This is a genomic window from Caproicibacter fermentans, from assembly GCF_009746625.1.
Taxonomy (GTDB): domain Bacteria; phylum Bacillota; class Clostridia; order Oscillospirales; family Acutalibacteraceae; genus Caproicibacter; species Caproicibacter fermentans.
The window spans coordinates 181,552-200,708 of sequence record NZ_VWXL01000100.1; the positions used below are offsets into that span (position 1 = coordinate 181,552).

At 47.3% G+C, this 19,157-nt stretch carries 18 protein-coding genes and 1 pseudogene; 9 read left to right on the forward strand and 10 right to left on the reverse strand.

The features are described 5' to 3' along the window. Positions 1 to 11: 11 nt before the first annotated feature. Positions 12 to 461, forward strand: coding sequence for a hypothetical protein (locus tag CAFE_RS17385; RefSeq protein WP_066644504.1), 450 nt, complete (start codon positions 12 to 14; stop codon positions 459 to 461). A 95-nt stretch (positions 462 to 556) separates the two neighbouring features. Here the strand turns inward: CAFE_RS17385 and CAFE_RS17390 are convergent, their stop codons facing one another. From CAFE_RS17390 to CAFE_RS17410, 5 genes are all read right to left on the reverse strand, one after another. Beyond that, a complete protein-coding gene (locus CAFE_RS17390; RefSeq protein ID WP_156991311.1) occupies positions 557 to 2,152 on the reverse strand; it encodes a DUF6056 family protein in 1,596 nt (531 codons plus the stop codon). Positions 2,153 to 2,307: 155 nt separating this feature from the next. Further along, positions 2,308 to 3,534 (reverse strand): MFS transporter, encoded by a 1,227-nt coding sequence (locus tag CAFE_RS17395; protein WP_156991312.1) that lies wholly within the window; start codon positions 3,532 to 3,534, stop codon positions 2,308 to 2,310. 102 nt (positions 3,535 to 3,636) lie between these two features. Then, complete coding sequence (locus CAFE_RS20530) at positions 3,637 to 4,854, reverse strand: methyltransferase domain-containing protein (RefSeq protein ID WP_066644500.1); 1,218 nt, start codon at positions 4,852 to 4,854, stop codon at positions 3,637 to 3,639. 295 nt (positions 4,855 to 5,149) lie between these two features. Continuing rightward, positions 5,150 to 5,599 (reverse strand): DUF2798 domain-containing protein, encoded by a 450-nt coding sequence (locus tag CAFE_RS17405; RefSeq protein WP_066644497.1) that lies wholly within the window; start codon positions 5,597 to 5,599, stop codon positions 5,150 to 5,152. Between the two features lie 27 nt (positions 5,600 to 5,626). Next, positions 5,627 to 6,586, reverse strand: a complete 960-nt coding sequence (locus CAFE_RS17410) for an NmrA family NAD(P)-binding protein (RefSeq protein WP_156991313.1) — start codon at positions 6,584 to 6,586, stop codon at positions 5,627 to 5,629. 129 nt (positions 6,587 to 6,715) lie between these two features. Between CAFE_RS17410 and CAFE_RS17415 the strand changes: the two genes are divergently transcribed. Continuing rightward, a complete protein-coding gene (locus CAFE_RS17415) occupies positions 6,716 to 7,612 on the forward strand; it encodes a LysR family transcriptional regulator (RefSeq protein ID WP_066644493.1) in 897 nt (298 codons plus the stop codon). Positions 7,613 to 7,706: 94 nt separating this feature from the next. Here the strand turns inward: CAFE_RS17415 and CAFE_RS17420 are convergent, their stop codons facing one another. Further along, positions 7,707 to 8,732, reverse strand: a complete 1,026-nt coding sequence (locus CAFE_RS17420) for a LacI family DNA-binding transcriptional regulator (protein ID WP_156991314.1) — start codon at positions 8,730 to 8,732, stop codon at positions 7,707 to 7,709. A gap of 199 nt (positions 8,733 to 8,931) precedes the next feature. Here CAFE_RS17420 and CAFE_RS17425 point away from each other — a divergent pair, with 199 nt between their 5' ends. The 4 genes from CAFE_RS17425 to CAFE_RS17440 all read left to right on the forward strand — a co-directional run bounded on the left by CAFE_RS17425 (position 8,932) and on the right by CAFE_RS17440 (position 13,786). Next, positions 8,932 to 10,200, forward strand: a complete 1,269-nt coding sequence (locus CAFE_RS17425; protein ID WP_066644488.1) for an extracellular solute-binding protein — start codon at positions 8,932 to 8,934, stop codon at positions 10,198 to 10,200. 88 nt (positions 10,201 to 10,288) lie between these two features. Continuing rightward, positions 10,289 to 11,176 carry a carbohydrate ABC transporter permease gene (locus CAFE_RS17430; RefSeq protein WP_066644486.1) on the forward strand — a complete coding sequence of 296 codons (888 nt, stop codon included), beginning with the start codon at positions 10,289 to 10,291 and terminating at the stop codon, positions 11,174 to 11,176. Then, on the forward strand, positions 11,173 to 12,018 hold the full coding sequence (locus CAFE_RS17435; protein WP_066644485.1) for a sugar ABC transporter permease: 846 nt from the start codon (positions 11,173 to 11,175) through the stop codon (positions 12,016 to 12,018). Before CAFE_RS17430 ends, CAFE_RS17435 begins: the two co-directional genes overlap by 4 nt. Before the next feature lie 16 nt (positions 12,019 to 12,034). After that, complete coding sequence (locus CAFE_RS17440) at positions 12,035 to 13,786, forward strand: glycoside hydrolase family 13 protein (RefSeq protein WP_066644475.1); 1,752 nt, start codon at positions 12,035 to 12,037, stop codon at positions 13,784 to 13,786. Positions 13,787 to 14,298: 512 nt separating this feature from the next. Here CAFE_RS17440 and CAFE_RS17445 read toward each other — a convergent pair. Continuing rightward, a pseudogene (locus tag CAFE_RS17445) lies at positions 14,299 to 14,474 on the reverse strand (SEC-C metal-binding domain-containing protein); the annotation flags it as partial. Positions 14,475 to 14,690: 216 nt separating this feature from the next. Between CAFE_RS17445 and CAFE_RS17450 the strand changes: the two are divergent. From CAFE_RS17450 to CAFE_RS17460, 3 genes are all read left to right on the forward strand, one after another. Continuing rightward, on the forward strand, positions 14,691 to 15,575 hold the full coding sequence (locus CAFE_RS17450; RefSeq protein WP_166525174.1) for a LysR family transcriptional regulator: 885 nt from the start codon (positions 14,691 to 14,693) through the stop codon (positions 15,573 to 15,575). A gap of 308 nt (positions 15,576 to 15,883) precedes the next feature. Beyond that, positions 15,884 to 16,087, forward strand: a complete 204-nt coding sequence (locus CAFE_RS17455) for a hypothetical protein (RefSeq protein ID WP_156991316.1) — start codon at positions 15,884 to 15,886, stop codon at positions 16,085 to 16,087. 231 nt (positions 16,088 to 16,318) lie between these two features. Beyond that, positions 16,319 to 17,020, forward strand: a complete 702-nt coding sequence (locus tag CAFE_RS17460; protein ID WP_413814446.1) for an MFS transporter — start codon at positions 16,319 to 16,321, stop codon at positions 17,018 to 17,020. Between the two features lie 75 nt (positions 17,021 to 17,095). Here CAFE_RS17460 and CAFE_RS17465 read toward each other — a convergent pair whose 3' ends face one another. The 3 genes from CAFE_RS17465 to CAFE_RS17475 all read right to left on the reverse strand — a co-directional run bounded on the left by CAFE_RS17465 (position 17,096) and on the right by CAFE_RS17475 (position 18,718). Then, positions 17,096 to 17,599 (reverse strand): DUF4417 domain-containing protein, encoded by a 504-nt coding sequence (locus CAFE_RS17465; RefSeq protein ID WP_156991318.1) that lies wholly within the window; start codon positions 17,597 to 17,599, stop codon positions 17,096 to 17,098. Positions 17,600 to 17,725: 126 nt separating this feature from the next. Further along, positions 17,726 to 18,256, reverse strand: a complete 531-nt coding sequence (locus tag CAFE_RS17470; protein WP_066644465.1) for a GNAT family N-acetyltransferase — start codon at positions 18,254 to 18,256, stop codon at positions 17,726 to 17,728. A gap of 168 nt (positions 18,257 to 18,424) precedes the next feature. Further along, positions 18,425 to 18,718, reverse strand: a complete 294-nt coding sequence (locus tag CAFE_RS17475) for a barstar family protein (RefSeq protein WP_156991319.1) — start codon at positions 18,716 to 18,718, stop codon at positions 18,425 to 18,427. Positions 18,719 to 19,157 lie beyond the last annotated feature (439 nt).

Genomic DNA, 19,157 nt, shown 5'->3' on the forward strand with positions numbered 1-19,157 from the left:
GGTGTTTATCCATGAATAATATGTCTGCAAATCAGGAAGAAATCGACATGATGTTGACGCAGATGGGGGCCGACGTGACGAGCCTGCATGGAATCATCAGTTTTATTCGTTTCAATTTGGATCAGACGGAACTGTTCTACGTGTACAACATCAACGCGAAAAACCAGTATTTTCTTCAAATGGTGAAACCCTATCCCGCGGCCGCGGGCGTTTTTTCGAAATCCAAGGCAGTGGTCCAGTACATTAAAAACGACATCAGACAGTTTAGAAACGCGAGCAACAGCAACGTGTTCCAGGAGTTTATCGCCGTAAACCAGAATCTTTACGACTCGATTCAATCGATTAAGGACGTTTTTATGACCTATAACGTGCCGAAAGACAAAATGCTGGAGATCAAGGAAAAGGCCGGTGAGATTTCCGCCGTGCTCGACGAGATCAAAAGCACAAGCTCCGTTCTTTGACGCGCTCCGCTGTCATTCTCCAAAGCCTTTCATAAAAAAGCAGATTTCCCCGCCTTTCGCGGCGGGGAAATCTGCTTTTTAGCGCCCGGGCCTCGTCACTTCAGTTCGTAAACCGCCGCCCCGCGCCCGGCCTTTGCTTTCGTATATTGGATTTTCACGGAGTCCGGAAGTCCATAGTATTTACGGATCGCGGTTTCATAGCTGCGGGGCCTTTTGTCCGGCTTAAAAATATACGTCACGTTGCAGAACGTCCAGTCAAACCGATTGTAATCGATCAGCACGGTGCTCCGTTCGCCCTGCCGCGCTTCCAGCATCTGCCGCTCAATGTCCGCCGCCGCCGTGCCGTTGATCACGGCGCCGCGCGCGATGCAGGCAAACGAAACGATTCCGATCAGAACCAAAGCGCCCTGCAAAAGGCCCGCCCGGCGAACGGCGCCGCCGTAATCCCACAGAACGCAGAATATCATCAGAAGCGCGAGCGCGTACAAAGGCATCCTTGCCCGGCCGCTGCTGGCTGTCGCCACCGCCGGAATCGCCTGGGACGCCCACATCCCCACATACAGGACCGGCAGATAAGCGCGGCTTCCCCCTCCGCCGGGGTCTTTCTCCTGTGCGAACATCAGCAGCGCCGCGAAAATCAGCAGAAGATACAGGATCCAATAACAGATCAGCGCGGCCTCCGCCGTTTGCTGAAAGCGGCTGCTCTGCGTTTCCTCCGCCGGCAGGGTCAGCATCGGAAAACGCATGCTCCAGCTCAGCGGCGTCAGCAGCGCGCCGAAACAAAGATAAAGCTGAAGGAACGCGCCGAGCTTCCCGTGGCCGGACCGGCGGGAAAGCAGAAAAACCGCTGTAAGGCCCATCGCAATCAGCCAGGGCCATTCCTCGTTCACGAGCGGGACGAAATAGCTCATGAAATTATGAAGAAAAGCCGCCTTTTCGCTTTGCTCTCCGTTTTCCTGCTCCATGCGGAAATAGGCTCCCGGCGCCGTCAGCATGAAAACCAGCGCCCCGGCGCACAGCGCCGTCAGGACTCCAAAATAGACCAGCTCTTTTTTCGTCCGGTCCTTTTTCAGATAACAAAGCGCCGCAACGCACATCCCCAGCAGCATAGTTGTGACCTGCTCGTGCAGCAGGGCGGCGGCAACAAAGCATACGGGCGATATCCAGTGAAAAGCTTTCGGCAGGCTCCGTCCGCGCAGACTGTTGTAAAAAGGGAGAAAGCCCACCAGCATCAGCAGAAACGGATAGACGTAATTGGCTGAGCCGTCCAGCCAGAGGAAAGCGTCGGAAAAGAGCCGGGACGACATGGGCAGAAGTCCGGGAAACACCGCGCACACGCAGGCAAGCAGCGCGCTTCGCCGGTCCGCGCTTCCCGGCCGGAGGGTCCCCCTGACGTAATAAAAAAAGGCGAGCGAAATTCCGGTCGCCGCCAGCGCGGTCGTCACCTGCCAGACGCGCATGCCCGCCATCAGGAACAAGCCGGCAAGCAGATTCCCCATTCTGGCCCCGCCGTAAGTATAGTAGTCCAGATATTCGTTCCAGATTCTGGGGAAGCTGCCGCCGTTTACGCTGAACCGGTAGTCGTCTCCCTGTAAAAAAGTATAGGAGTAAATCACCAGCCAAAAGACAAGCGAAATCAGAAAGGGCGCGTAATTCAGAAAACGCCCCGAGTTCTTTTGTCCTTCGTTCATTTTGAATCTCCTTCTCGGGTTTGGTAATTATTTACAGAATGATTCTGCCCCGCCTTTCCCGAGGATATTCCAAAATGAAAAATTCCCCGCTGCCTTTGCGGCAGCGGGGAAGGCGATTCTTAATGAATTTGCGCGATTCAGAGCAAAGGACCTTTTTATCTCCGATTCACCGCGGAATAGAGGACAAACAGCAGGATTCCTCCGCAGAAGGGCAGGAAATATGCCGGGAAAATTTCCATCATGACTCCCGACAAAATATAACCGGCCGGGGTAGCTATTTTAACCGCGCTGATGCTGAGGCTGAGGGAACGCCCTCTGAGTTCCTCCGGCACCCGGGTCTGAAAATGATTGATGAACGGAATATCGATCAGGGAGACGGCAAAGCCGGAGCAGGCCAGCACAAAGGCATAATAAGGAATCAGCAAAACCGGAGCGGCGTGGTCACTGAAAACCGGGAGGGCTCCGAGCAAAACCAGGCAAAGGGCACAGAAAGCTCCGGAAATCCTCATCAGTTTTCCGTACGACATCATACCGGTGATCTTTCTGACCAGCAGGGCGCCGACAATCATGCCGACAGGCGAAAAACACTGAACCAGTCCGAATGCTTTCGGGGACAGGTGAAAAACATTGTTTAGGATGTATGGAACGGGTACGGAATAGCACAACGCAAGAAAGAAATTGACTGTTACGAAATTTCGCAGGGAGCTTTTGATCCAATCCGATTTCTTTATGTAATCGAATCCCGCCGCGAGCTCCCGCTTGAAATCGAATCCGGAGTTTTGAGGCGTAAGGTGATTGTAAAGACGGAAATCGATCAGGCACTCGGTAACGGTTGAAAGGAAAAAGGCGATTCCGTTTAACAGGACAAAGTACCGTATCTCCATCGCGGCATAAAGAACGCCCCCCAAACCGGGGCTGACAATGCCTGCGGCAGAGTCGACAATTTTCCCGATTGAATTGACAGTTAAAACATGGGGTCCCGAAACAAGATTCGGGACGGCGGAGTCCATGCAGACATTATAGAGCGTCTGAGAGACGGCAAGCAGCAGGGTTGCGGTGTAAATGTCAAAAAGCGTAAGGCCGTTTCCGGCGGCAAAAAACAACCCGGCAAACAGAAGCCCTTGGAAAGCGTCGGTCAGGACCACAATAATTTTTTTATTGAACCGGTCCGCAAGGACTCCCGCAAACGGACCGATCAGGACAGCCGGCAGGATCTGCAGCGAAAGCGTAACCGCGAACGACAGACCGGACCCCGTCATTTTCAGGACATACAGTCCCATTGCGAACGTATAGACGGAAGACATCAGAACAGACGTGCTTCGCCCCAGAAAGAACATCACAAAATTAAACCGTTCGTGTTTTTGAATCCAAGCCGATCTCACAACAGCGCCCCCTCTTATGCGCTCATTGTAAGACGTGGTGCCGACTCGGCGTCAAGCACCCCGGGACGCCGATTGCTGCGGCAAAAATACAAAAAGGTCGGGTCAACCCAACCTTTTTCCAACAAAACCGTATGTCAGAACCTTTTCCCCGTTTTGAAAGTAATTTTCATAAATTCCGCCTTTGGCAACGACGTCCGATAGATAATCCGACTGCTTCAAAAACCCCAGTTCCTCAATTTTCCTGCCGACCGGGCCAACTCGAAAGTTCTCCCGGCAGTCCACCGGGACCAGGCTGTCTGAGCTGAAATTCCGGAAGATGATATAGGAGCCGAACAGAGCGGCGTCTTTTTTAAAGTATCGTTCCATGGAATTTAAAAGGAATTCGCTGTGGTCAAAACCATAATTGCTGCTTCCCGCGAAGTCACAGATAAGATCCGCGGAGTGTTCCGCCAGAGGAAGCTCTAGAAAATCACAGCAAATGAAGAAAATTTCCTTTTTCTTCTCCGCATTTTCCAGAATCTTTTTGAGCGAAAGCAGGCCGCCCCTGTTGCAGTCAACGGCGATGTACACCGTGTTTTCCGGCAGGTCATCATAAATCCGTCTTAATAGAAAACCGCTTCCGCTGCCCAGTTCCAAAACAACTTTTTCCGAAAGGCCTTTAAAATCAATCTTCTGAACCGTCCACTCCAGGGTTTTATAAACATGATTCAGATATGCAGCGTCAGTATGCCGGATGTAGGACAAGGGCTCAGGAACCCGGTCTTCGCAGACGGCCTTATCGGGATTTACGAAAAGGATGCCGTCCTGAATCGAGTATTCAACTCCGCAGTTGCATTTAAGCGTTCCTGACAGGATCATATTGTCCTCTACGGCGGCTTCTTTCAACAGGAGGGGGCCGCCGCAGCGGTGGCAGCAAAGAAGGCGCAGCCAATTCAGGCTGATTCCCATTGGGAATGGCTTTGCTTCGCGTTTCCCGTCCAATTTATGAAGCTCGTCTTCCAAACAGGATTTTTCCCTGTTAAGAGCCTCTATTTGCATCTTTACCTTTTCATGCTTGTCTTTAAAAATGTTTTGATAGAATTCCTCCCGCTGAAAAGAGGTCATTTTTCCAAGATGCTTCACGATGAAAATATCTTTAATCTCCAGAAGAGTAAATCCAAGTGACTTGAAATACAGGATTTCTTCAAAATCCTTCTGGCATTGCAGGTCGAATTGGTATTGCTTCCCGATTTTTTGCGGGATCAGTAATTCAAGGTCTATATAATGCCGGATTGTGTCGATACTGACCCGGTTGTGTCTTGCAAACGCGCCAATTTTCACACCGCATCACTCCCTAACCGTTGTCCCATAAGCTAGATTCATTATAATGCCTCCGCGCGGGCTTTACAACTCAGATTACGCCAATAATATACCCGTCAAGTGAAGTCATCCGAATCCCCCCGACAATTCAAAACCAATCTTGCAGGAAGCGAAGGGCTTTTCAGCCAGCACGGGGCGCGACAGGCCTGAGGCGCGCCCCTGCTTCAAACAGCATGTAAAAAAGCCCCGAAAAGCCGGCGTTTCCACCGCTTTTCGGGCTTTTACTTCCGGACCGGTCCCGTCAAAAGTGCCCCGATTATTTCACTCCGGTCATGGCATTGCAAATCCTGACGGCCGCCGGCGTGAGTACGATCGAAGTCAGCAGGGAAGCAAGAAAGGCCAGCGGCACGCTGCCCAGCCAAGCCATCAGGAACGGCGGTTTGAAACCGACGTTGATCAGCGCAAACGTGAGAGACAGCACGACCGCCATCATCAGGCAGACCGGTATGTTTGAAATGACAATGTACTTGAATTTGCCGGGGCTGGAATGAAACGTTTTTTCCGCCAGCTTCGCTCCGAACGGCGCTGCGGGGATAATGAGTCCCGCGACGAATGCGACGGCCAGGGCTTCCAAAGACGAGATCAGAATTGCCGCCGGGGGGAATGCGCCCGTGTTTGCGTAAATCATAACGGTCGATACGACAATCCCGTTAAACAGCGACATCCAGAAATTCATAACAATCCCATAATGCTTTGGGGAGATCATAATTCGATTTCTCCTTTTTTCTATCAACTATCTTAACTGGCGTATATTCGTAAGCTTTTCTTTCCAAACATAGCTGTACGTATCAAGCAAATCCGGAATCTCCAGCGGCTTTCTTCCGGTCAGCTTTTCCACGTCGTGGGAAACCACTCCCATCTGTCCATTGGCGATTCCTTTTTCATTTGTGACCATATCCATTGTGCAGAAGGGAACCGGCGACCGGGAATAGTCTCCGTCCGTTGTGGCGGGGATATGAAGCGCTTCCAGGTAGTTCCGGAATTCTTCATCGTCCATGGGGACGAACTTAAAGTCGATCCCTGATTTTTCCGCAATCATTCTGCAGATGTCCCTCTGACTCACGGGGGTCAGGCTCGTCAGATCATAATCCTGATTGCGGCCGCCTTTGCCCAGCAGCAGCGCGGCCGCACAGCGTGCGCTGTCGTCCTTTGCGATATACGTTGCCTTGCCGTCGCGCGCGTTCGTCCCCCAGACATTATTGCTCAGCATGGCAAGGATAACGGATACCGTAAGATAATTTTCCATATAAAGGTTGTTCCGCATGATGTTGTACTCGACGCCGCTCTCCTTTAAATAGGCCTCCGTCGGCCTGTGGTCCTCCAGCACATACTGATGGTATCCCTCGCGGTTGGCGCCGAAAAAAGAGGTGTAGGTAATATGCTGAACCCCGGCCTCTTTGCAGGCGTCGATTACATTTTTATGCTGCTGCACGCGTTTGGGCCCGTTGATGATGCTGGAGACAAAATAGATCCTGTCGCCGCCCCGGAACGCGTTTACCATGCCTTCCTTATCGTCGTAATTTGCCTGCCGGATGGTGATGCCCTGCTTTTCCCAAGCCTCTTTTTTCTCCGGGCGCAGACGGTTCAAATCCGGGCAGGTGAAGATCAGCTGTTCCCCCGGAACTTCCTTCATTACGTTTTGGGCAACTCTTCCCGCCAGTTGACCGTCACAGCCTGTTACAATGTATCGCATTTTAGTTCCTCCTTACGGAATCATGTTTAACGGCTCTATTCTGACAAAATTTTAACATTATCTTTTGAGAAAGTGAAATAGAAATATGCTATACTATATACAGAAATCGAATTACAGGGGGGAGCTTTTTTGGATATTAAGCAGTTGGAATGCTTTGTAAACCTCTCGGAAACCCTGAATTTCTCCGCTACCGCGCAGGCCATGTTCATCTCTCAGCCGACCGTAAGCAATCAGATCAAGCAGTTGGAAGAGGAGATTGGATTTGAGCTGTTCAAACGGACCAAAAGAGAAGTGGAGTTAACCAAAGCCGGCGCTTCTTTCTATGAGGACATCAGGGATGTGATCGCCCAGATCCACCAGAGCATCGTCAAAGCGAAAAACTATGCGGAAAAATATGACTCCACCTATGTGGTTGCGTATGAAAGCAACTTTCTCGCAATAAGCTTTCTTTCGCAGATCGTCGCGCGGTTTAATGCCAAACACCCCAATATTCTGCTGGACCTTAAGATGACGGATTTCACGAGGAAAAACATGCTGTTCCTTGAAAAAAGAGTCGATTTTCTCTTTACCGTCAGGGACAATGTGATCGATCTTCCCAATACACAGTATCATGAGCTGTATCGCGGAAAATATGTATGCGTTGTTTCCGAGGACTGCGCCCTTTCCCAAAAGAAGAAAATCGCATACCGCGACCTGGAAACTTATAATTTAATCCTGCTCAATCCGATCCAGAGCCCCGAGGAAATGATTCAAATGGAAAAAAGAATCATGGAGGAATGCCGGTCTTCGCCGGTCTTATACACGGACAATCAGCTGAGCGGCTGCACCATGGCAAAATGCGGACTTGGGGTTGCGATTATGCCGGACTTTATCTGCATTCCGGATCCCACTCTTTGCGTCATTCCATTAGAAACTGAAGACTTCGTCCCCTATGGGATCGTATGGCATAAAGACGACAAACGGAAAGAAACCGACGATTTGATTCAGGCGGCAATAGACGTCTATCGCAGTAGCAGGACAGAATAAGTTTGCTTTTTCAATAAATCGAACTGCCGCCGGCTTTTGAACCGGCGGCAGTTCGATTAGAAGGGCTGCTTTTGATGAGCCATGATCTACCGATCTATTGCTTCTTCGCCCCTTGTGTGGAGCTTCTTACGATCAAAACGGGCAAGGTGGTATAAGTCTGCATCTGAAGCTCAGGATTTTTGATTTTTCTCAGGAGAAGAGAAGCCGCCTGCATGCCCATATCGTGAACATTGACATCGACGACGGTGGGCATGGGATCCATGATTTCTGAAAACGGATAATTGTCAAAGCAAACCAGCGCGATATCGTCCGGAATTTTCAAACGGTGCCGGTGAATGGATTTGATCACGCCGAACGCGACCGCGTTGTCCTGACAAATGACGGCGTTCGGCCGGGCGGCGCAAGCGAAAAGTTCATTGGCAAGGGTAAAGCCGCTGTTGCTGGAAGAATCGCCGTATTTTACAAACTCAGGAGACACCTCCAGCCCTTTTTCGTTCATGACAGAAAGGAAGCCGTTGAAACGCTGTAAAAAGATTTTGTCTTCCCGCGCGCCGCCGACGAATGCGATTCTGCGACGGCCGCATTGGCAAAGATGTTCGGCCGCGATCTGTCCCGAAAGAAAATGATTCGTGTCAATCCAGCAGGCCTGGCTCTCAAAATCCGGCTTGCCGATAATGATATGCGGAAATCCTGATTTTACCAGAAGCGCGGTCATGCTTTTTGTTGTCGCGGAGCCATGAACGACTAAACCGTCCGCGATTTTCTGCGCGATCATGCGTTCGACCGTCTGCGTGGCCCGGTCCGCCTGCTGAATCCCGACCAGGCTTAAATTGTACTCTTTTTGCGCCAGCGTTTCCTGCACGCCGCACAGAATGTCGAACATATGCGGGTTGGTAAACGCAATCTGCGGCTCCAGCTTTGTCAGAAACGCAATGTTGCGCGTCGTCTTTTTTGCGAAATTGCGGGCCTGCAGGTTTGGGCAATAGTGCAGGCGCTCCATCACTTCCCGTACATGCCGGGCGGTTTTTTCAGGGATTGTGGGCGAATGATTTATTATTTTTGAAACGGTGGACGGGGAAACATTCGCCTCGCGCGCAACGTCTTTTATGGTAATCGACATTTCAATGCACCTCACAGTAAGGAAAACGGTTTACTAATATATTAAACCGTTTTCCCAAAAAAATCAAGTGAATCGCACAAAAAGTATTGATAATTTTGATAAATATCATTATAATTGACTTGTCAGAGGGAAACAAGCCGTTATCGATCGTTAAACTTTAAGAAAACGGTTTCCTAATACTGAACATGGAGGGATTCTTATGAAAACGCGAACCAAATTTACGGCACTCCTGCTGGCGGCCTGTACAATGGGATCAGCGCTGACAGGCTGTCAGGGAAGCACGGGAGCGGCGTCTTCCAGCGCGCAGTCTGCAAACGCGGCCGTCTCTTCCGCCAATTCCCAAAAGCCTGTGTCAATTACGGTTTGGCACGAAGCAGAAGACGGAATCGTAAAGCCGCTGAAAACCGAGCTCGACAAACTGTCGCCTAATATCACCGTAACATTTCAACGGAAGCAGAATATGAGCGACGCGCTGAAACTGTCGGGCAACGACCCGTCAAGCGCGCCGGATCTGTATTTGATGGCGCATGACAAAACCGGCACTTTTGCCCAGATGGGGATTCTGGCGCCCGTCACAGACTTTATTTCGGAAAGCGAACTGAGCGATTTGATTCCCATGACGGTAAAAGCCGGAACCTATCAGGACAAAATTTATCAGCTCCCCGTTTATTTTGAGACGCAGATGCTGATCTATAATAAAGCTCTGATGAAAAAGGTTCCCACGACAACGGACGATTGGCTAAGCTATATGAAAGCGAACACGGATACGAAAAAAGGCACCTACGCGCTGGTTGAGCAGCACAGCACCGCTTATTACGCGGCGGCGTGGATGCATTCGTTCGGAGCGACCATCATTGACGGGGAGGGAAAACCGGAACTCAACAGTCAGGCAATGAAAGACGCCCTTACATACCATAAGCGGTTCGTTGCCTATGAGCCGACCGACGGCGAGTACAACACGGACACAACGCTGTTTCTCTCCGGCAAAGCGCAGGCGATCATTCAAGGGCCCTGGCTGATTCCGAGCATCAAGAGCGCCGGCATCGATTACGGCGTTGCTCCGCTGCCAACCGTAAATTCCACCGGCAAGCCGCTGATGCCCTATTCCGGAGTGGAGGGCATGTACGTTTTGAAAAATGCTGAGAGCGCCAAAAAAGACGCCGTCGCCGCCGTTCTGCGCCAGCTTTTAAAGCCGGAGGCCGGTATTGCCCTTGCCGAGGCCGCCGACGAGGCCCCGGCTAATTCCAAGTGCTACGACGATGCCGCGGTCAGCGAAAACGCGAGCCTGATGGATATGAAAAACACGGCTCAAACCGCTGTTCCGATGCAGAATGTCCCTCAGATGGACGTCATGTGGACCGTAACCGAAAACGCTCTTTCCGCAATCAACAAAAACAATCAAGAAATTGCCGCCCAGCTTGAAGACGCGCAGAAAAAAGCGATCGAGGGCATCGCGGCAATGCAATAAACGTATGATTCTGTGCTGAAAGAAGGCGGTGCCCGTTGGAATTTTAAAATGGGCGCCGCCCTTTATCCTAAAACAGTTGGTGAATGAAATGAACAAAAAGTCGCGGCCTTGGTTTTATTCCTTTCCGGCGCTTGCCGTAATCAGCCTGATCATCTTGTTTCCAATCCTGTATACCGGCTATTTGTCTTTTACCAATATGAATATCTACCATTGGTTTAACCCCGGAATAATCGGGTTTGAAAATTACAGAAAGGCATTATTTGTTTTTGACAGCGGCTTCTTACCCGCACTGCTGCGAACAATTCTCTGGACGGTCCTGAATATGGCGATCCAGGTTGCCGTCTCCTTCCTGATTTCCGTTCTTTTGAACAGCGAGGGCTTGGTCCTGAAAAACTTTTATAAAACTCTGCTGATGTTTCCGTGGGCGATGCCGGCATATGTCTCCATCCTTCTCTGGCGCCTTGGAATCTTCAATTCTCAGTTCGGATTGCTGAATCATTGGCTGAGTCTTTTGAAAATCGAGCCCGTAAATTGGCTGAACGGTAATCTCAGCGCTTTTCTCTGCTGCATGGTTGTCAATCTGTGGATGGCGTTCCCTTTTATGATCCTGACAATGGACGGCGCCATACAAAGCATCGACAAATCGTACTATGAAAGCGCGGTTTTGGAAGGGGCCGGCACATTTACCAAGATGACGAAAATCACATATCCGATGATACGCCCCATCATCATGCCGGCGGTGATCCTGACAACCTTTGTCACCTTCAAACAGTTTGACACGGTTTACCTGATGACGCAGCAGGTCGGTTCGAAAACCGGAGCGGACATTCACACGGTCATTACATACGCCTATGAGAAAGCGTTCATTACAAGCAACTACGGATACAGTGCGGCCATTTCCATTCTTATTTTCATTATTATCATCGCACTTACCGTGATCTCTAAAAAATACATTCGGGAGGGCGGCGCGCAATGATTCAGAATCCCCGAAAAAGGCGGATACGTTTAGCGTTTACCAACCTGTTCTTCATCTTCCTCTGCATTGCAGGGTTAATTCCGATTCTATACGCCCTCTCCGTTTCCTTCAACTCGTCCAACAGTGTGTTTGCCACCGGTTTCTCGCTCATTCCGTCCGATTTTACATTGGATCATTATAAGAATGTGATTTTCAGCCAGCCCTTTTTACTCTGGCTGAAGAACACGATGCTGCTTGCATTTTTCACGGTCATAATCTCGTTGGCGGTTGCCGTCCCGGCGGCTTACGCTTTTTCCCGGTTTCGCTTTCGAGGCCGAAAAACCACGATATACCTTTTGCTGCTGCTGAATGCCTTCCCCTCCATCCTGTCCATGCTTGCGCTGTACCGGCTGCTGCATTCGATGGGACTGATCAATACGTATACGGGTCTAATTATTGTTTACACCGGCGGCATGACGATTTTCAGCCTATGGAATATGAAGGGCTATTTTGACACAATCTCGATTGATATTGAACATGCGGCCCAAATTGACGGCGCCAATGATTTTCAAATCATCTGCAGAATCGTTTTGCCGCTCGCAAAACCCACGATTATTGTAACGGCGGTTCTTGTCCTCATCAATGTCTGGAATGATTATATTTTCGCGATTAACTTTCTTTCAGCAGCCGGCAAATACACCCTGGCAGCCGGGCTGTACACGCTGCAGGCAACGGAGCAAACCCGCAACTGGCCGTTATTTTCCGCGGCATCCCTTTTGGCTTCGCTTCCAATTTTAATTATTTTTTTCATCATTCAAAAGCAAATGAAATCAGGTCTTACTTCCGGCGGAGTGAAGGAATAGGAAAGGGGCACTGCTTTTGTTAAAAGAAGCAATTTTACATATACCGGATTCAAATTACGCTTTTACTGCGGATGGAAAGACCGTTGTCATCCGCCTGAGAACCAAAAAAGGCGATGTAGTGCGATGTACTCTTTGTTATGGGGACCGGGTCTGTCCGGAGGAGCCCGCTCCGGTAAAAGCAAAGCCGATGCGCCTCATAGGTTCGGATAGCCTGTTTGACTATTACGAGTGCAAATTGACCGCCTGCTGCACGAGGATATTCTATTACTTTACATTGGAAGACAAGGGGGAAACGACTTATTATTACTCAAATGAATTCCATGTAAGCCCCAAGTGCGGCCGAACCGAATACTATCAATTCGCTTATGTCCGCCGGGAAGACGCGGTCCATGTTCCCTCCTGGGTAAATTCAGCAATTATTTATCAAATATTTCCGGATAGCTTTGCTACCGAAAGACGGCATATCAGTGGAAAGGGGCTGCGGAAAACCGATAAAACCGGCTCCGTCTGCATCTCAAGGAACGGCGGAACTTTAAAAGGAATCATTGAAAGCCTTGACTATCTTGTTACACTTGGCGCGAACTGCATTTATCTGAATCCCATTTTTTCAGCTTCTTCCTATCACAAATATGACACCACCGATTATTTTTCAATAGACCCCTGTTTTGGAACGGAGGAGGACCTGAAGCTCTTAGTGTCGGAATGCCATAAAAATAAGATACGGGTGATCCTGGACGGAGTATTCAATCACTGCGGTTCCCATTTCTTCGCGTTTCAGGATGTTTTGGCAAACGGCAGAGCATCCCGGTACGCCGACTGGTTTTACCGCCTGGAGTTCCCCGTTCGCTATGAAACTCCTCCGAATTATGAAGCATTCGCTTACGTTCGCGAAATGCCAAAGCTTAACACCGGCAATCCTGAAGTAGCAGAGTATCTCTGTCGTGTGGGGAAATACTGGATTCAAACAGCAGATATCGACGGATGGCGTCTGGATGTCGCAAACGAGATTAACCACGGTTTCTGGCGCCGGTTCCGGGAAACGATCAAGGCTGTAAAACCGGATGCGTTTTTAGTTGGGGAAATATGGGAAGACGCCTCCCAATGGCTCCAGGGAGATCAATTTGACTCGTCGATGAATTATGGCTTTTCTGTTCTCTGCAGAGATTTTTTCGCAAATCGGAGTATTACGACAGAAGAATTCGATCAAAAGCTCCACGCGATGTTATTTCGATATAAGACGCCGATCGCCTATGCTCAGATGAATTTATTGGACAGCCACGATGTACCCAGATTTTTATCCGTCTGCAACGGCAATGTAAAAAAGCTGCGGCTTGCGCTGTTTTTTATGATGACCTTCCTCGGAGTTCCCTCCATCCTCTATGGGGACGAAGCTGAAATCGACGGCGTCACGGAAGAGGATTATCGCAAACCGATGCCCTGGGAAAACCAGCCGGAAAAAGGCAAGCTGTTTCAATTTATTCAAAAGCTGATTATGATTCGGAAGCAACATGAAGCAATGACTTGCGGGGAATTTAGAACTGTTCCGGTAAACGAACCTGAAGTGTATGCTTTTTTCCGCAAGACCGGAAAGGAAAAACTGCTGATCGTTCTAAATAACAGCGACACGGAAAAGACGGTGAGGATTCCTTTTGAGGCGCCTGAAACGATCCGCCGGCTTTTCCCCGATCCGAAGACCAAAGATCAGTGGAAGGGGGGCGAATTTCTTAGCTTAGACGCGATGGAGGGGAAAATCCTTCAAATACAATAAGCGGAGAAAAAGCCACACGTCTGACATAACCCTTGTTGCCGCAAAAGCCAGAAGAGCCGACACTTTGTTTGGCTTTTCTGGCTTTTTGCGTTGGTCTGATCAAAAGATCTATACTGCTGCTGCGCTGAGGAGAAACCTCTACGCTGTTTGCTCGAATTTTTAATAAGAGACAATGTCCCGATAAAAACCATATATCTGATTTCACCCCGCCAGTTTGTTTGGACGGGTGGTTCAATATCCGGATTTTCATGTACCGAATATATTTTATCACGATGGTCCCTGCATGTAAAACAGGTTTTCAAATCCAACATCGCCATCTTTTAACTGTCGACCGGCAATTCCATCGAAACCTACAGCACATCTATTCCTTTAAGGCGATCCCTCTATTTATTTTAGCTCAAAGAAAGCATAAACCCGAACGCTTCACCGATCAAAGTGAACGTTCGGGTTATGTGCGTTTGGTGCGGGTGTTTCGACGGATGAATGCCAAACTCTTCCGGCTAACTGCGGTTACTGCTTTCCCGGATACCTTCAATTTGTTGTTTTGTCTTCAGTAATTTTCGGCGCGGCACTTCATACCTTTTAAACGGTAAGTCTCGGCTTGTTCATCAATAAGGGTATGACATTTTTTATATTTTCCACCGCTACCATACCAGCAGAGATCATTTCTTCCAAGTTTGTCAGACATTTTTTCTCCTTATGTTTCAGATCCGAATAGAGCAGTATTTTGTCAGTGTAGCCATTGATTTTCACCTGAATTCTGTCACCTTTTTAACGAGAAGAAATGAATAAATACTAGATGCACTTGATTGGCTCTATTATATCTGCTATTATTAATAAATAAAAATATATGATTATATATATTTCAATAATAATAAATATATTAATAAGAGGGAGAATTTATATGGACTTGCTGCAAATTAAATACTTTCAGACTGTGGCCCGTATGCAGCATATGACAAGAGCCGCTGGTGTTCTGCAGATTGCGCAGCCTGCCCTTAGTGCAACGATAGCAAAGCTGGAGGAGGACCTCGGCGTCCCTTTATTTAACCGGACAGGCCGTAATATTGTTCTAAATAAATATGGGAAAGCGTTTTTGAAACGAGCAGACAGGGTTTTAAAAGAAGTTGAGGAAGGGCGCCGGGAAATCTCTGATTTGTCTGGGAGTGAAATGGGGTTCGTGTCTTTTGCGTCCACATCTATGAATCAAGAATTTAGTAACTTTATAGGCGACTTTGCACGACTTCATCCAAAAGTAAATTTTCATATCACGCAGTTAGGTGACGATAAAGTAAAGCTGCATCTTTTGGAAACTGACGAGATTGATTTTGCCTTTCTTAATACCATTACCGAGCATCCCAATATATCCACCGTTAATTTGGCAGAGGAAAACATCTTTTTGGCAGTGTCACCATCTCACCATCTTGCCAATCACCGGACGGTTTCTTTTCAGGAAATGAAGGGGGAAGCCTTTATCGGATTAAAAGCCAATTTCAGCCAGAGGGGGTTTTGTGATGAACTGTGCAAAAAGAATGGGTTTGTACCCAATATCATCTGTGAGTGCAGTGAATCAACGGCGGCGATCAATTTAGTCGCAGCTGGACTGGGAGTATCTTTTTTACCATGTTCTGATGACGAAAAAAAAGAACTGCCGGTCTCTCTGCTGGAGATAGAAGGGACAGATTTTAAAAACATTCTACGGCTCGCTTGGAAAGAACAGCGATATTTTTCGAAAGCTGCGGAGCGTTTTCGCGAGTGTATAATTCAACGTTTTCAAAAAAACGTATAGATCTTTGAAAAAGGGTGTACCAGACAATAGGTGCGCCCCCTCTTTTTATAACACTATTGATACAATATTGCTTATGAGTATATATATAATAATATATTTTTAATTATTGAATCTAAGGCTTATACTGTAAGCAGCAAAGGAGTAGAAGAGTTTTTCAAACTTTGTTTGTATGAATCTGTTTTTCAGAGTTCAGAGCGTACAAACTTTTTTATTGCCCCTTGGTTAGCATTCGCTAACCAAGGGGGGCGCAAATACACACTATTGTATGACACGAAGATGATTTGCTTCAAAAATTGAAGGGAGATAATATGAAAGATGAAAGAAATAAGCAGTGGAGAGAGTATGATGAAGAGGGATACGAAGCCTTAGCAAAATATCTTCTAGCATATCTCCGGTCCTGCTTACCTTATTGCTGTGGTTGGATGCCGTATTATTACGAATATGAACCAAGAAAACATATGGGTGAACCTCGTTTCAGCAAACATTCAGATAAAACAAAGGACAAGAAATAAAAATCAGATTGCCGTTTCAGTCTGAGCGGTTGATTTATTCAAGCGGGAATTCACGGACACGGTTAAATTTATTGACCCTGGTGACCAGGTCCCGGATATCGCGGCCGGTTGTAGCTATCAACAAGTGGCTGTGTCAATAAATACTGATTAGACAAGGAGAAATTCATGGACCAATTAAATAAATCACAAGAGGAAAATGTCTCTTTACCGCCATCGAAATCTGCACCTTTCATGCTGATAATCGGAATTATATTTATTGCTGCAAATTTACGCTCCCCCCTGACGGCGGTTGGCCCAGTGGCTGATCAAATTCGTGGCAGCTTGCAGGGATCGTCCAGTAACAAGGTCAACTTATGGAAATCCCCTTTGGCATGGCAGGTAACGCTATATATGGGACTTCAATCCGTGGAGCTCTATTGCATGTATGCATGGCTGCCGGACATTTTAGTCCATCAGGGTATGGATTCAGGCAAAGCAGGATGGATGCTCTCCCTTTTTCAGCTTGCGTCTCTCCCCGTTGCATTTTTTGGTTCAGTTCTTGCAGGACGTAAAGCTAATCAACGCCCGGTGGTTATCGTTGCCTCTCTATGTGTTTTGTCGGGACTATTGGGGATGTTTTTTGGAGCGACGGGGCTTACATTTCTCTGGATGATTCTTATGGGCAGCGGTTGCACGCTTACTTTTAGTTTATCTCTGATCTTTTTTAGTTTCCGTACAAAAAATGCAGATGAAGCGGCGAGACTTTCTGGCATGGCACAGTCGGTTGGTTACCTGCTCGCTTCTTTTGGACCCACACTCTTGGGGTTCCTGCATGATGCGACTAACAACTGGACATTGCCGCTTGCGGTTCTGATTGGAGCTGCCGGTATGTGCTTGTTGGCCGGGCTAGGCGCATCGCGTGATCTGCAGATCACTTCCACTGTCGGACATTGAAACATCTTCAGGAGAAGATTATGTAAAAGCCATCTATGATTTATTTGAATAATGTTATTATAATTCTTATCATTCTCATTTACAATATATCCGCTTTTGATAATGAGATTGCTTCCTACCGGAAGGAGTTCTTCTCCGCAGATGTATTTTGCGTATTTGGATGGTATGTATAGGTTCATTCATATGCTTCCACGAGCTTAGTTCATAGTCGACAAACGCAATGTCGCCCTGCATCTCCGGGAACGGTTCGTTATAACAGATCATTTTTTCCGGTTCAATGCGGTGCAGCATCTCATTGTAGCCCTTGGGGAAAAACTCCTTCTGGTTCTGACGGTTGTCGTGTTCAGATCCCATATAGGTTGACACCGCGACCGTGGAGCCCTTCTCGATTCCATCAAAGCAAAATTCAAATGTATTTTCGTTCCCCCAACTGACGGTTGGAACGACTCGGATTCCTTTCGACGCAAAATAGGCACCACACCAACGGTTTCGGAATGTATTGGTAAGCTGCAGAACCGGTGCCATTTCAATATACATACTAAAATCGGGAGAAAGCACCGCACGGTAGCACGTAGCCACTTAAGAACCCTTTCAACGCCTGTAAAAGAAGCAACATGCAGATTCGAAACCTTACATGTTGCTTCTTGGATGTTTCATTTGCCCATTTTAGATGCAGACTTATAATCACATATACACATTTTGTAATTATTGCAGCAATTTTTCATATAATTTAAAGTGATTTAATCCATAATTTCCAAGTCCCAAATCGACAGTGTCTATATACTCAAAACCACATTTTTCATACAACTTGATAGCTGGTACGTTATTTTCATAAACATCAAGCCGGATAGATTTAGCATGTTCAGCCATACAATATTGAGCTGCAAAATCCATCAAGCTCGTACCAATCCCGTTTTTTAGATAATCAGGGTGAACAACAAAAGTATATACCACAAAAATGCTGGAGTAATCGGAATCAATTTTCCATCTAGCCTTACTATACGCAGGTTCTGGTTCATGGCTTAGTATAATAGAACCCACTATTTTCCCTGCAATTTTCGCAACATAAAGATTGTCGTTTGTAACACCGTTTACTGCATTTTCACGAATTGGATACACACCTTTTATCCAGCCTGGATAATTAATACTGCCTGCCAGAAAGTCATTCAAATCGTCATAAAGTTGTGCAAGTTGGTCAATATCAAATTCTGTTCCCTTTTCAATAACAATATCCATTTAAAGTCCTTTATCCTATAAGTAATATAAATAGCTTGCATCAAGTATATCATAAAAATCACCATAATAGAAGGTAGGAAAATCCATGTGCAGGTTCGAAACCCTTTACACATGGATTGTAACTGTGTCATTTGCTCAATTTAGAGCAGATCTCAAAACCTTTAGCAGTCAGTTGATGATTTCAAAGTCAAAATTCCATCCATACTTTTTGTGATCATCTTTATTTCTCTGTAAAATTTCGTGCATTTTTTCAATATGCCAATTGAATTCTTTTGATAAGGTATGCTCTCCAAGAATTTTGATCTTGTCGGCATCACATTCGGTCTGAAGCAAATCCCAAAAAGCGTCCCAATTTTCACCGTACCAGTCCGGAAAATCAAACGCTTTCCTGATTCTCTGGTGTAGCTCTCCTAAAGATTTGCAGCCGGTTAGATCCAAAGTAGTAATCTTTTTTCCTTCCATTTCAAGCCCTCCCTATATTACCTCAATAAACGTTTCATAATGGTCATACGTTACAAAGACCAAACCGTCATTTGACCAAAGCAAACGGTGCCCATTGCGCTTTCCGCTGTAGTAATTGATATCTGCTTCCTGCCGGATACGACCGGAGGCCTGTGGTAAATGTCCATTATCATTGCAATAAATCCCCCTTGTAAACATTTAGCCTAGTGCGAATTTAGAAGGAGCCTTTCCCGGTCTCCAGCCCAAACTGGTTAAATCCTTTTCTGAAATATAATAATCCGGAAATTTTTTCATATTCTTAAGGAACCTCTGATTTAATCCGCCCCTCTACCGAAGAGAGGAGAACTCTGGTAAAATAGAACTATCAATTCACAGGCGGTGCAGAGAAATGAAAAAGCAACAAACTTTTACGGATATCGAATATAGCTGCAGAAAGAAG